The 12,003-nt window shown below is 58.2% G+C and carries 11 protein-coding genes; 9 read left to right on the top strand and 2 right to left on the bottom strand.

What is annotated here, in order from left to right; translation table 11 throughout:
* Positions 1–77: 77 nt before the first annotated feature.
* The 5 genes from NKI63_RS14650 to NKI63_RS14630 all read left to right on the top strand — a co-directional run bounded on the left by NKI63_RS14650 (position 78) and on the right by NKI63_RS14630 (position 6,627).
* Entirely contained in the window at positions 78–1,145 is a 1,068-nt protein-coding gene (locus NKI63_RS14650) for a glycosyltransferase family 2 protein (RefSeq protein ID WP_352507546.1), read from the top strand.
* A gap of 307 nt (positions 1,146–1,452) precedes the next feature.
* Positions 1,453–2,883, top strand: coding sequence for a DUF4214 domain-containing protein (locus NKI63_RS14645; RefSeq protein WP_352507547.1), 1,431 nt, complete (start codon positions 1,453–1,455; stop codon positions 2,881–2,883).
* A 382-nt stretch (positions 2,884–3,265) separates the two neighbouring features.
* Positions 3,266–3,613, top strand: a complete 348-nt coding sequence (locus NKI63_RS14640; protein ID WP_352507548.1) for a polysaccharide pyruvyl transferase family protein — start codon at positions 3,266–3,268, stop codon at positions 3,611–3,613.
* Between the two features lie 624 nt (positions 3,614–4,237).
* Complete coding sequence (locus NKI63_RS14635) at positions 4,238–5,299, top strand: NAD-dependent epimerase/dehydratase family protein (RefSeq protein ID WP_352821985.1); 1,062 nt, start codon at positions 4,238–4,240, stop codon at positions 5,297–5,299.
* Positions 5,300–5,304: 5 nt separating this feature from the next.
* Complete coding sequence (locus tag NKI63_RS14630; protein WP_352821982.1) at positions 5,305–6,627, top strand: DUF4910 domain-containing protein; 1,323 nt, start codon at positions 5,305–5,307, stop codon at positions 6,625–6,627.
* A 37-nt stretch (positions 6,628–6,664) separates the two neighbouring features.
* Here NKI63_RS14630 and rfbC read toward each other — a convergent pair whose 3' ends face one another.
* Positions 6,665–7,204, bottom strand: a complete 540-nt coding sequence (rfbC, locus tag NKI63_RS14625; protein WP_352507552.1) for a dTDP-4-dehydrorhamnose 3,5-epimerase — start codon at positions 7,202–7,204, stop codon at positions 6,665–6,667.
* Positions 7,205–7,543: 339 nt separating this feature from the next.
* Here rfbC and NKI63_RS14620 point away from each other — a divergent pair, with 339 nt between their 5' ends.
* The 4 genes from NKI63_RS14620 (at position 7,544) to NKI63_RS14605 (ending at position 10,722) form a co-directional block, all read left to right on the top strand.
* Entirely contained in the window at positions 7,544–8,839 is a 1,296-nt protein-coding gene (locus NKI63_RS14620) for a methyltransferase domain-containing protein (RefSeq protein ID WP_352821979.1), read from the top strand.
* Positions 8,836–9,651 (top strand): sugar phosphate nucleotidyltransferase, encoded by an 816-nt coding sequence (locus NKI63_RS14615; protein ID WP_352507553.1) that lies wholly within the window; start codon positions 8,836–8,838, stop codon positions 9,649–9,651. Before NKI63_RS14620 ends, NKI63_RS14615 begins: the two co-directional genes overlap by 4 nt.
* Positions 9,648–10,301 carry a PIG-L deacetylase family protein gene (locus tag NKI63_RS14610; protein WP_352821975.1) on the top strand — a complete coding sequence of 218 codons (654 nt, stop codon included), beginning with the start codon at positions 9,648–9,650 and terminating at the stop codon, positions 10,299–10,301. The genes NKI63_RS14615 and NKI63_RS14610 overlap by 4 nt, the downstream gene beginning before the upstream one ends.
* A 181-nt stretch (positions 10,302–10,482) precedes the next feature.
* Positions 10,483–10,722: a hypothetical protein gene (locus NKI63_RS14605; protein ID WP_352821972.1), complete on the top strand. Its 240-nt coding sequence runs from the start codon at positions 10,483–10,485 to the stop codon at positions 10,720–10,722.
* A gap of 126 nt (positions 10,723–10,848) precedes the next feature.
* On the opposite strand, the gene NKI63_RS14600 is transcribed toward NKI63_RS14605, so the two are convergent.
* Positions 10,849–11,607 (bottom strand): LuxR C-terminal-related transcriptional regulator, encoded by a 759-nt coding sequence (locus tag NKI63_RS14600; protein WP_352821969.1) that lies wholly within the window; start codon positions 11,605–11,607, stop codon positions 10,849–10,851.
* Positions 11,608–12,003: the final 396 nt, after the last annotated feature.

Here is a 12,003-nt window from a genome sequence, read left to right as displayed (position 1 = left end):
GGCTCGGTGCGAAGATGTCGGATCGCTAGTGCGGAGCGGTTTCCCGACGCTGTGCAATAATCTTCTGGAGTGTGCTCATGCCCAGCGTCGACGTAGTCATTCCGAACTATCAGTTCGGGCGCTTCCTGCCCGGCTGTATCAAAAGTGTGCTGTCGCAGGATGTAGAGAATTTGCGCGTGCTCGTCATAGACAACGCGTCGACTGATAACAGCCTCGAGGTAGCCCGTGCTTTAGCGGCCGCCGATCCGCGGATCCAAGTTATCGCCCATCCGGTCAATGTCGGGCTTATGGCCTCCATGAACGAAGGCATCGACCAGGCGAGAGCGGATTACTTTATGATACTTTGTTCCGACGATATTCTTGTGCCCGACAGTCTGTCACGTGCCATCTCTATAATGGAGAAACATCCTACACTAACCGTCGCGCAAGGGGGGGCACAAATCCTTAATGTCGAGGGTGCTCTGCCGACCGAGTTGACCGCTGCAGAGCCGCCGGCTTGGACAATTATTTCTGGATCAGAATATATAGAGGATGTCTGCCGCCGCCCCTTGCAACGGCCGGTCGGGTTCATATTGGTACGAACGGTCGCGCAGAAACGTGCAGGCTATTACATCAGGGAATTGCCGTTCACCAATGACCTTGAGATGCTGATGCGGCTGGCCAGTATCGGGGATGTTGCTGAGACAAATACTATTCAGGGAATCCGAAGGGAGCACAGGAGCAATATTTCGAGCGCTTACTGGCAGGACTTCAAGCTTAGACTGGATTCCGTGTATATGGCCATCGAGACCTTCTTATCGTCCTACAGCATGGTCAAAAACCAATCAGGCAAGTTGCTTATGCTCGCGCGAGTGAGTTTGGCCTGTGATGCCTACTGGTCGGCCGTATCACATCTGATCCGGGGTAGGTATCGTGAGGCCTTTGGTCTGTTCAAGTTCGCCTTCAGCCTGTCGCCGCATTTGGCAGTCCTCCCTCCCGTTGCTCATCTTTTCAGGAGAAAGGATGTTCTCTCTCGGATCCGAGTGGTATTCTCCGAGGTATTTGAACGGGCTGATAAGAGAGGTCGTGCCGCCTCGTATGGACCAAGTATTAGTGCAGCGGACCAGAGTGCCAACCGCAAGCATTGCACAAAAACAGAGACTTGAAGTACCCCGCGTGAATCTTGCCAGGCGCAACGCGCTTTTAAAGAGATCCGGCAGACAGAAATCGGAGAATCTTTCACTTCCTCTGCGTCCCGCTCGGATAGTCTGACAAACCGGGTGAAGGTCATGCCGTCCAATAGGCTAGGGAATGAACACCGTCTAAAGGTCATGCCGTCCAAATAGGCTAGAGAATGAACACCGTCTAAAGCGGTAACGAGAGCTTCCACTCAACCGTATGAGCAAATTGCGCCCAGCGTACGCAATCCCCACTATCCCGAATTTCGAAGTGGGGTAGGGAGGCCCGTGTGCCGTGTCGTTTCGTCTTGCAATCGCTGCGGCCTGCCTGCTCGCAACAGCTGCGCCTGCATCCGCCGATTTCCTCTGGGGCATCAATGGCCATCCAATAGTTTCCTATCCGGGCATCCCGGTCGAAAGGCAACTCGATTTCATCAAGGATCTCGGCCTCAAATCGTACCGGGTCAACGTCACGGCAGAGGACCAGGTAGATAGCCTTGCCCACCTTGTCGAAGCGGGAAAGACGAGAGGGATCGAGATCCTGCCCCTCATCACGCCCGGAGTCGACCTGGACAAGGACAACCCGGACGAGCTCTACGGGAATGCCCGGAGACTGGCGGTCACCCTCGGCACCAGGTTCAAGAACGACATTCGGGTTTGGGAACTCGGTAACGAGATGGAGAACTATGCCATCATCAAGCCCTGTGAGAAACGCGACGACGGCTCGCAATATCCATGTGGATGGGGGCCGGCAGGAGGAATGGGAACGCTCGACTACTTCGGCCCGCGCTGGGTGAAGGTGAGCGCCGTCCTCAAAGGCCTGTCCGACGGCATGACAGAGGTCGACCCGGGGATCAGGAAGGCTTTGGGCACCGCCGGATGGGGCCACACCGGCGCGTTCGCGCGGATGAAGCACGACGGGATCGCCTGGGATATCTCGGTCTGGCACATGTACGGCGAAGATCCAGAATGGGCTTTCCGCGAAATTTCTGGTTATGGCAAGCCGATCTGGGTCACCGAATTCAACAATCCTTCCGGAAGTCAGCGCAGCGAGCGGCAGCAGGCCGACGGTATCAAGCAGGCAATGACGCGGCTTCGCGAACTCAAGGAGAAGTACAAGGTCGAGGCCGCACACATCTACGAACTGCTCGATGAGACCTACTGGGCCCCGAGCTTCGAAGCCAATATGGGGTTGGTGAGGCTCGTGGGTCCCTCCGATGGCAAATGGGTGACCGGTGAACCGAAGCCTGCCTACAAGACGGTACGGGACTTCACCCGCGGTCCTTTGCCGCTGACCAAGCCGCATCGGGACTGCGACACCGAGACCATGGCTGCAGACCAGTCCACGCAGGTGCGGCAGGCAAGTTTCGTCTACTGCCTCATCCTTGGCCACAAGGGCGACACGGCCAGCGTGAATCAATGGTCGGCGGCACTTGAAAGCGGAGACACCAAACTCGCCGACATGATCATGGAAATGATGCGCTCGGACGAATACGAAACCAGATATGCCACGATCGGCCTAACGGACCGCGACTATGTCGGTTTTTTGTATTTGCTGCTTCTGAACCATCCCGCGGACGGTTACGGACTGGAAAGCTACACCCGCCAGTTGCGTGCGGGTTCCATGACGCGTGAGGCCGTGGCCTTCGGAATCATCACTTCGGCGGAGTTCAAATCCAGGCACGCCGCCATCCGCGAAACCTCCACGGTGCCGAACCCTGAGTGAGCAGAGCCAATGGGCGCCATACGTGAGCCACGGGAGGTCGCGGCCTTGCCACGACCGCAAGGCGAGGCAGCGGCAACCGCCGGCGGCAGGGAACCGGGCATCGCCATCTTGGGCCTGTTCGGCTGCGGCAACCTTGGCAATGACGGCTCGCCCGAATCCATGCTCTGTTCCTCAAGGAGAAGCGACCCAACGCGCGGATCGCGAGAGGAGAGGGGATCGCCGGCCTTCTCGACTGCATTTTCCTGAAAATCCCCCGCAAGGTGATGGATTTCCTCCGTGCAGTCCGGCACATCCGCAAGGCGAAAGTCATAGTCGTGCCTGGAACGGGAATCCTTGACTATTTCGGCGACCGCCCGTTGGGCATGCCCTTCGACGTCTTCAAATGGTGCCTTGCAGCGCATCTCGCGGAACGCGCATTGCTTTTGTCAGTGTAGGTGCCGGGCCGGTGGGACATCGCGTCAGCCGATGGCTGATAACAAGCGCGGCCCGCATGCCGGACTACCGGAGCTACAGGGACACTGCCTCGAGGGAATTCATGGCAAGCGTCGGCGTCGACACCAGCCGGGAGTCGATGGATCCCGATCTCGCTTTCACGCTGCCCGTTCCGCAATCTGCCAATGCCGACCCTTCACACCCGCTCACGGTCGGTGTCGGCGTAATGAACTACCGCGGCTGGTGCGGTTTCGAGGAGCGCGGGCTGGGCATCTCTGAATCTTATTTGCCAAAGTAGCGATATTCGTCACCTACCTCCTGGCCAGCGGCTACAATGTCCGCCCTCGCACAGGCGACGAAGGTGATACTCCCGCGGTCGAGGCGGTCCTGGCGGCCCTGGGCGAAACTGATACCCAAGGGCTTTCGTGCCCACCCGTCCATTCCCTTCGCGACGTCTTCGGCCAACTCGCCCTGACCGATCTCGTGGTGGCGATCCGCTTCCAGTATTGTGGCCGCCCTGATGGCGGGAAAGCCCCTGATATCACTGGGCTATGCGCTGAAGAACGACCAATTGCCCGGTCAGAGCGGTTCCGTCAGAATCTTGCCAGCGCGTCGAAAGCTTCGATGTCGAAATCTTGATCAGGCAGTGGCTTGTGGCGCATCGGGAAAGAACATGCGCGCAGGGTCCGTAACAGCGTCGAAAAATTCAGGGAGAGCCTCGAAGTCCAGCACGAATTCCTGCTCTCGACCATTCTTTGACGGAAAAGCCGTCGAAAGGACTAGGGGCTCACCGCCCGAAAGAGGTAGCCGACGGTAAGGCTTCGTCCAACGGGGCATCCTGATCGCCCATTGGCGTTCTCCCCCACTCCTCTCAGCCCACGTAGCCTCTGCGTGATCATATCCGCCCGAGAAGAGGTGTGCGATGAAAGTCATAGTAACCGGTCATCAAGGCTATATCGGCTCGGTGATGGTGACGATGCTGCTCCGTGCTGGGCATTCGGTAACAGGCTACGATAGCGACCTGTACCGGCGCTGCACCTTTGCTTGGGGAGGAGAGCAGGCTTCCGTCCCGTCCATCCAAAAGGACGTCAGGGACGTGCAAGCGCGCGACCTCGAAGGATTCGACGCCGTCATTCACCTGGCGGCTCTTTCCAACGACCCGCTGTCCGACTTCGATCCAGACATCACCTACGAGATCAATCACAAGGGTAGCGTCCGCTTCGCGAAGGCGGCCAAGGAGGCGGGCGTGTCGCGCTTCCTCTTCGCGTCATCGTGCAGCAATTACGGACAGGCGGGCGACGGAATGGTCGACGAAACGGGCGAGCTCAAGCCGGTTACGCCCTACGGCTGGTCCAAGGTGCTTTCCGAACGGGATATTTCCGAACTGGCCGACAGCAGCTTCTCTCCGACCTATTTCCGGCCCGCCACGGCCTACGGGCTGTCGCCCCGGATCCGCTTCGACATTGTGCTGAACAATCTTGTCGCCTGGGCCGTTACCAGAGGGGTGATCCTCCTGAAATCCGACGGGACACCGTGGCGGCCGATCGTCCACATCGAGGACATTTCCAGGGCGTTTATTGCCGGACTGGAAGCACCGCGCGAGATCATTCACAACGAAGCCTTCAATGTGGGTCGGACGGATCACAATTACAGGATCCGCGATATAGCCAAGATCGTCGCCGAGGTCGTGCCGGGCTGCCGACTCGAATTCGCGTCCGATGCTGGACCCGACAAACGATCCTATCGCGTCAGCTTCGACAAAATCGCGCGTACCCTGCCTGCCTTCAAGCCGCAATGGGATGCGCGTAAGGGTGCCGAGCAGCTTTACCAAGCTTACCGCAAGTCGAATGTTACTCTCGAGGAATTCGAGGGGCCCCGCTTCCAGCGCATCGGCCATATCCGGTATCTTTTGGCCAACGGACTTTTAGTCGGGCGCATGCGGGTCGCTGAACGTTCGACAACGCTGGATGTCGCAGCCGAGTAATGGGAATGGAACACCTGAACCCCTACGGACTCGGGCCGCGGCCGTCTTCTATCGGCGTCGGCCAGGAAATCTATGCCTTGGTCGAACGTCTCTTTCCGATCTGCAGGAGCATCACCGGAGATGGGGTGCGACAAACGCTGGATATCCTATCGGGACACGTTGATTTGGAAAGGCACGAAGTGCCCACCGGGACGCAGGTGCTCGACTGGACTGTTCCGAGGGAGTGGAACATCCGCTCGGCGAGCATCACAGGCCCGGACGGGAAAACGGTCGTGGATTTCGCCGACTCCAACTTGCACGTCGTCAACTACAGCGTACCCTTCAAGGGAGTCCTGCCGCTCGACGAACTGCGGCCGCACATCCATACGCTGCCTGAACAGCCAGAGGTGATCCCATACCGCACCTGCTATTACGCCCCGGCATGGGGCTTCTGCGTGGCCTACGAATGTGTCGCCAAGATGCCCGACGGCCTCTATCGGGTGGAGATCGATGCTGAACTCAAGGACGGCAGTCTCACTTACGGCGAATACCTGCACTGCGGGCAGACGGAGCGGGAATTCTTTCTTTCGGCACACATCTGCCACCCGTCACTGGCCAACGACAACTGTTCAGGCCTGGCCCTGCTGGCAACCCTTGCTAGAAGCCTGAAGGCAAGGAAAACAAGATACAGCTACCGCTTCCTGTTCGCTCCGGGTACGATCGGCTCCATTGCATGGCTGTCGCTCAACGAGGACCGGACACATCTGATCGACCACGGTTTGGTGCTGTCATGCGTTGGCGATGCCGCTAGCCCGGCATACAAGCGCAGTCGTCAAGGCGACGCCTTCATCGACCGTGCCATGGCCCATGTGCTCGGGCAGGAAGCAGGGGCAAAGTTGATGGATTTCTCCCCTTACGGCTATGACGAGAGGCAATATTGTTCGCCGGGCTTCAATCTTCCAGTCGGCATGTTTCAGCGAAGCGTCCACGGCACCTTCCCCGAATACCACACGTCGGCCGACAATCTCGACTTCATCGGCCCGGAGCACCTGGAAGACTCCTTCCGGATTCTGACGGATGTGATCGACATCGTCGAAGGGGACTGGACGCCTTCGAACCTTTTTCCCAAGGGCGAACCACAGCTCGGCAGACGCGGCCTCTACGCAGCCCTGGGAGGGCAGAAGTCTTCGGGAGCAACCTCGATGTCCCTGCTTTGGGTGCTCAATCTCGCCGACGGACAGCATTCGCTTCTTTCGATGGCGGAGTGCTCGGGTCTGCCATTCAGGGAATTGGCCGCCGCCGCGAGATTACTGTCAGATCACGGTCTCCTGGCCGAGGGGCCCGCATGAGCGCTGTTGAACCTTTCGCTTCCAGTCTTTCGGTTCATTAGGGGACCGGCTTCTTGACCAGCGGCCACGTCCTGTCCTTCTCCGACATCGCGGTCGGCATCAAAGGCCAGTTTATCGAAATGGCGGGGTCGCTGTAGCGGACGCCTTTCGATGCGTGGGGTGTATAGAACTGCGATATGAGATACGAGACCTCGGCGTCCTTCGTCAGGGTCTGGAGCCCGTGGGCGAACCCGGCAGGGATGTAGACCTGTTTCATGTTTTCGGGCGTCAACTCGAAGCTCAGCCAGCTGTGCCGCGTCGGCGAGTTCAGGCGCAAGTCCACGACGACATCAAAAATCGCCCCGCGGACACAGGAGACAAGCTTTACCTCGGCATACGGATCCTCTTGATAATGCAGCCCCCGGAGGGTTCCCTTTTCGACCGAATGAGCGCGGCTGTGCTGGACAAAGCGCGTCACCAGCCCGCAATCAGCCATTTCTTTTTCGCAGAACAGGCGGGTGAAGGAACCGCGGTCGTCAATCACCGGCGTCGGCTCGATCAGCCAGACACCCTTCAGCTCCGTTTCGGTAAACTGCATGTCAACCTTAGCCCCAGTTGCCGGGTAAGGGCCGGCAGTCCAATTGTTGGCATCGCCCGCTCGGGCTGGAAGAGCTACCTAAGTCTTAGGTGGCTTCTCCGATAGCGGTATGCCGGGCCGGTCGCTTACCCGATCGAGGGTCTTGGCGGCTTCACTGCCCCTACGGTTTGCCTATTAGGATTAAGGCAACCCAACGGATTGGCAAATCGAACCCGCGCGCGCACCGTCCTAAGCTGCCGCTGCCATAAAAGAAGCACCTCCTGCGGAGTGCGGCGGCAAAGGTTCTTGGTCAGGCCAATGCGTCTCCGTCTTTTCAAACCGGCGGGACAGGAGCACGGAATGAACATTCAGGCTGTCGAAATCGTTCGCGACCATAACGGGGCACGCCGGACTGCCAGCTGCAGACTTTGCGGATCGCGCCTGTGCCACACACTAGTTGATCTAGGCATGTCGCCTCCTTGCGAGGGCTTCCTGCAGCCGGACCAGCTCGACCAGATGGAACTCTATTACCCGCTCAAAGTACTGGTCTGCGACAGCTGCTACCTGGTGCAACTCAAGGAGTACATGAGCCCCGAGACCATCTTCAGCGAATATGCCTACTTCTCTTCTTTCTCGACAAGTTGGGTAGCCCACTCGAAAGCCTATTGCGAGGCGATCACGAAGCGGCTTGGGCTTGGAACTCACAGCTTTGCGGTGGAACTGGCAAGCAACGACGGTTACCTGCTGCAGCACTTCCTGCCGCTCGGCGTTCCCGTGCTTGGCGTCGAGCCGGCGGCCAACGTTGCGCGCGCTGCGGTCGAGAAGGGCGTGCCTACCCGAGTCGACTTTTTTGGAGCGCGGCTGGCAAATGAAATGGCGGCCGAAGGGCTTCACGCCGATCTCATCATTGGCAACAACGTCCTGGCGCAGGTGCCGAACCTCAACGACTTCGTCGCGGGAATGAAAATCCTTCTCAAACCAGAGGGCGTAATCACTCTCGAGTTCCCGCACATCGAGCGGCTGATGGCCGAGAACCAGTTCGATACCATCTACCACGAGCATTTTTCATATTTCTCGCTGCTGACGATCGATCTGATGGCGGCCCGCCACCGGTTGCGGCTCATTGATGTCGAGGAACTGCCCACCCATGGCGGCTCGCTGCGTGTTTATCTCGCCAACGAGGGCAGCAGCTGGGCCGTGGATCACAATGTCGGCGAACTCCTCGACCGTGAAAAGAGGCACGGGCTGACTGTAATGACGACCTACACCTCCTTCGGCTACAAGGCGCAGCGCGCGAAGCGAGATCTCCTAGCGTTCCTGATTTCGGCTAAAAACGAAGGCAAGAGGATCTGCGGGTACGGCGCGCCTGGCAAGGGCAACACGCTGCTCAACTACTGCGCTATCGGCACCGACTTCCTCGATTTCACGGTGGACCGCAATCCATATAAGCACGGCCGCTTCACGCCGGGCATGCACATCCCAATCAAGCCCATCGACGCGATCGACCAGGCCAAGCCAGATTACATCCTAATCCTTCCGTGGAACCTGAAGGACGAGATCGTCCAGCAGATGCACCATGTCGCCGCTTGGGGCGCGAAATTCGTGGTGCCAATTCCTTTCGTGACAGTGATCGATTCATCGGAGTTACCAAGATGAAAGTCATCCTTTTCTGCGGAGGCCGCGGGACCCGGATCCGGGACTATTCCGAAAGCATACCGAAGCCGATGATTCCGCTCGGCCAGCAGCCGATCCTGCGCCACGTCATGCAGTGGTACAGCGATTACGGACACGACGAATTCGTCTTGTGCCTGGGCTACAAGGCAACCGTCATTAAGGATTTCTTTCTGAACACCCGGCCACAGACCTTTTCCGATTGCGTGGTCACCCATGGTGGCCAAGACGTGAAGCTGCTTGGCGACATCGTCAAGGACTGGAGCATTACCCTGCTCGACACGGGCATCTGGCGCAACATCGGAGAGCGCCTCTGGGCCGCGCGGGATCACGTCAGGAACGAGAGGATGTTCCTGGCCAACTACTCCGACGGCCTGACCGATGTCGACCTCGACGATATGATCGCGAAGTTCGAGGCCAGCGGCAAGATCGGCTGCTTCCTTGCCGTGCACGCGCCGCTGACATACCACTTGGCCGACATCGCGGAAGACGGCCGCGTGCGCGAGTTCCGCACGACGGAAACGTCGGAGATCTGGATCAATGGCGGCTACTTCGTATTCCGCCCCGAAATCTTCGACTACATACGCGACGGCGAGGAACTCGTTCTCGAACCCTTCGGACGACTCATCGCTGACAACAAGCTGATGGCGTACAAGCACGAAGGGTTCTGGCGTTCGATGGACACGCTGCGCGATTGGCAATCACTCGAAGACATGGTCGAAAAGGGCGACATGCCCTGGAATATGAAGGTCACCGCCGAGAAAAACAGGCGCAATGTGCTGCTGGCCGTATCATGAGGGGGCTTGGCCTCGCACGTCGCGGGGAGGAACTCTCGATCCTCTGCCTTGGTGCCCATTCCGACGACATCGAAATCGGTGCGGGAGGCACGATACTCGGCCTGATCGCGTCGGGCGTCAAACTGGACGTCCGCTGGTGCGTGCTGAGCGCAGGCGGTCGACGGGTCGCGGAAGCCAGGGCTTCGGCCGAAGCGTTCCTCGAAGGATCGAGCTCGTCCACTGTCGACGTTGCGGATTTCGAAGACAGCTACTTCCCTGCCCATAGCCGATCGATCAAGCAGTGGCTGACGGATGTAAGATCACGGGTTGATCCCGACGTGGTGTTAACCCACGCCAGGTTCGACGCCCATCAGGACCACCGGGAGGTTAACCAACTGACCTGGAACGTCTTCCGCGATCATCTAGTGCTCGAGTACGAGATCCCGAAATGGGACGGCGACCTTTGCCAGCCCAATGCCTACGTGCCGCTCACGGCCGACGTGCTGAAGCGCAAGATCGAGCTCCTCTACGAACATTTCGGGACGCAGCGCTCCAAGGACTGGTTCGACCGCGAGACATTCGCCGGGCTTGCGAGGTTGCGCGGAATGGAATGCCGAGCACCAGAGCATTTCGCAGAGGCTTTCACGCTCCGGAAGATCAACATTCTTTAGCAGTTGGTCCATATTCTCCTGTGATAAGGGTGGATCAACGAATTTGATCGAGTGAAACAGCTTGAATTCACCGCCTGAGTTGATACAAAAAGGAATACATACATTAAATATAACGGATTTTACTACCATTTTGAATTTGAGGGGTTCATCAAAATGGGCAAAGCAAAAAATAGCTTCTGGATTGTCGTTCAGCGAAGTCCGGATCGGAACGGTCGAGGGCGGAGAAGCCGGGGTTCTGGTGTGGAAACGCGACCAACTGGTGGCGGTCCTTACCCAGATCGACGAGGAAGCCTACTCCACGAAAGGCAAATGGTTTCTCGAGACGGGGTTCGGGCTGCTGAGCGGGCAGCACAAGAATTTCGATACGATCGAGGAGGCCATACGATGGGTTGGCAGACACACCTATCCCGAGCCTGCTTAGACTGCAGATTGAGCGGCAGCAATTAACCCGACTTACGCTCAACTGGGCAACTGACGATCGTGCCGAAGACCCATGACGGAGGCCCTTCGACTTCCGGGACCCAAGGCAGGCAGCATTATGCCTGGGTCACTCTTGAGCCAGAGTTCCTTCCGCGAGGAGATCGTTGACCTTGTAGGCGACTTCCGTGCGGTTGGTCGCCTTCAGCTTCTTCATGATATTTCGGATGTGGACCTTCACGGTGCTTTCGCGCAGATTCAGTTCGTAGGCGATGATCTTGTTCGCCTTGCCGCGCCGAAGCGCCTGGGCAACCTCGGCCTGCCTGAGCGTGAACATGCCTGTCAAAGGCTGCGTGTCGCGACTGCCCGAATGTATCAGGTGCCGCATGGAAAGGACACTGCTCGCTGGCACGAAGATGCCGCCCGCTGCCGCAAGGTTGATAGCCTCGACACAGACGTCGATACCGACTGAGGTCGGAATGTAGCCGCGTGCGCCGCATTCGAGAGCGGTCAGTATCTGTGCAAGCTCTTCGGTGTCGGCCAGGATGACCACAGGAACTGATTTGAACTCGGACGAAATATGACTGATCTCGTCTGCGATGCCATGATCGGTGACCTTCCGGCCGCCAAGGTTGAAGAGTATGGCTGCAAGGGGAAGGGCCGAACCCTTCTTCACGCGCCATTCGCCGATCGAACCCATGGCGACGACCTGCATGCCGAGATCGTGGTCCACGAGAGCCGATGCGAGACACTCGCGGTCTAAGGCTCTTCCGTCCAGGATGAGGAGACATTCCCTGCCTGCTTGCCCGCGGACGCTTTCCGTTCCGTCGGAAGGAACTCCTGACCGATTGGCCGAAGTGTAGTTATGCAGTTCTGCTGTGGAATCCATATCAATACCCACTCTTTCCCGAACAAGCCGCCTTGCGGCGGCCGATATAGTATCCTCATTCCCTAGCATTGAAGGTTTGATACCACGCCTTGTGAAAGGTCGAGGCTCGATTACCCCACTAAACCCTTTTGCAGTTCTCCGCCCTCAGCGAGACCAGCTTGGGAAGTGTAAGGTTTATTATTAAGCAGTCTCTAACATAGGTTGTCTTTTCATAATTTTCAGACAATCCCATGCCGAGCTGGACTGCAATCTGGCTGAAGACGCAGGCATGGACCGCCGCAGGCACTAGCGATCGACGTTCGACTGCCTGCTGGCGATGGCCAAGCGGCCCAATGCTTTAGCTCGAGAACGCTTGGTCTACCCGTACTATGTGGGCACTTGCAGATATTTCGGCAG

It is taken from the genome of Mesorhizobium sp. M0410 (assembly GCF_040321435.1).
GTDB lineage: Bacteria > Pseudomonadota > Alphaproteobacteria > Rhizobiales > Rhizobiaceae > Mesorhizobium.
Note: the sequence above shows the minus strand (reverse complement) of the source record. Positions and strands in the feature narration are given on the sequence as shown.

Excerpts from the sequence above, each read along its gene's own strand:
- NKI63_RS14620 (WP_352821979.1), top strand. The coding sequence starts at position 7,544 with ATGAACATTCAGGCTGTCGAAATCGTTCGCGACCATAACGGGGCACGC.
- rfbC (WP_352507552.1), bottom strand. The coding sequence starts at position 7,204 with ATGCAGTTTACCGAAACGGAGCTGAAGGGTGTCTGGCTGATCGAGCCG.
- NKI63_RS14630 (WP_352821982.1), top strand. The coding sequence starts at position 5,305 with ATGGAACACCTGAACCCCTACGGACTCGGGCCGCGGCCGTCTTCTATC.
- NKI63_RS14640 (WP_352507548.1), top strand. The coding sequence starts at position 3,266 with ATGGTGCCTTGCAGCGCATCTCGCGGAACGCGCATTGCTTTTGTCAGT.
- NKI63_RS14600 (WP_352821969.1), bottom strand. The coding sequence starts at position 11,607 with ATGGATTCCACAGCAGAACTGCATAACTACACTTCGGCCAATCGGTCA.
- NKI63_RS14615 (WP_352507553.1), top strand. The coding sequence starts at position 8,836 with ATGAAAGTCATCCTTTTCTGCGGAGGCCGCGGGACCCGGATCCGGGAC.
- NKI63_RS14650 (WP_352507546.1), top strand. The coding sequence starts at position 78 with ATGCCCAGCGTCGACGTAGTCATTCCGAACTATCAGTTCGGGCGCTTC.
- NKI63_RS14635 (WP_352821985.1), top strand. The coding sequence starts at position 4,238 with ATGAAAGTCATAGTAACCGGTCATCAAGGCTATATCGGCTCGGTGATG.
- NKI63_RS14610 (WP_352821975.1), top strand. The coding sequence starts at position 9,648 with ATGAGGGGGCTTGGCCTCGCACGTCGCGGGGAGGAACTCTCGATCCTC.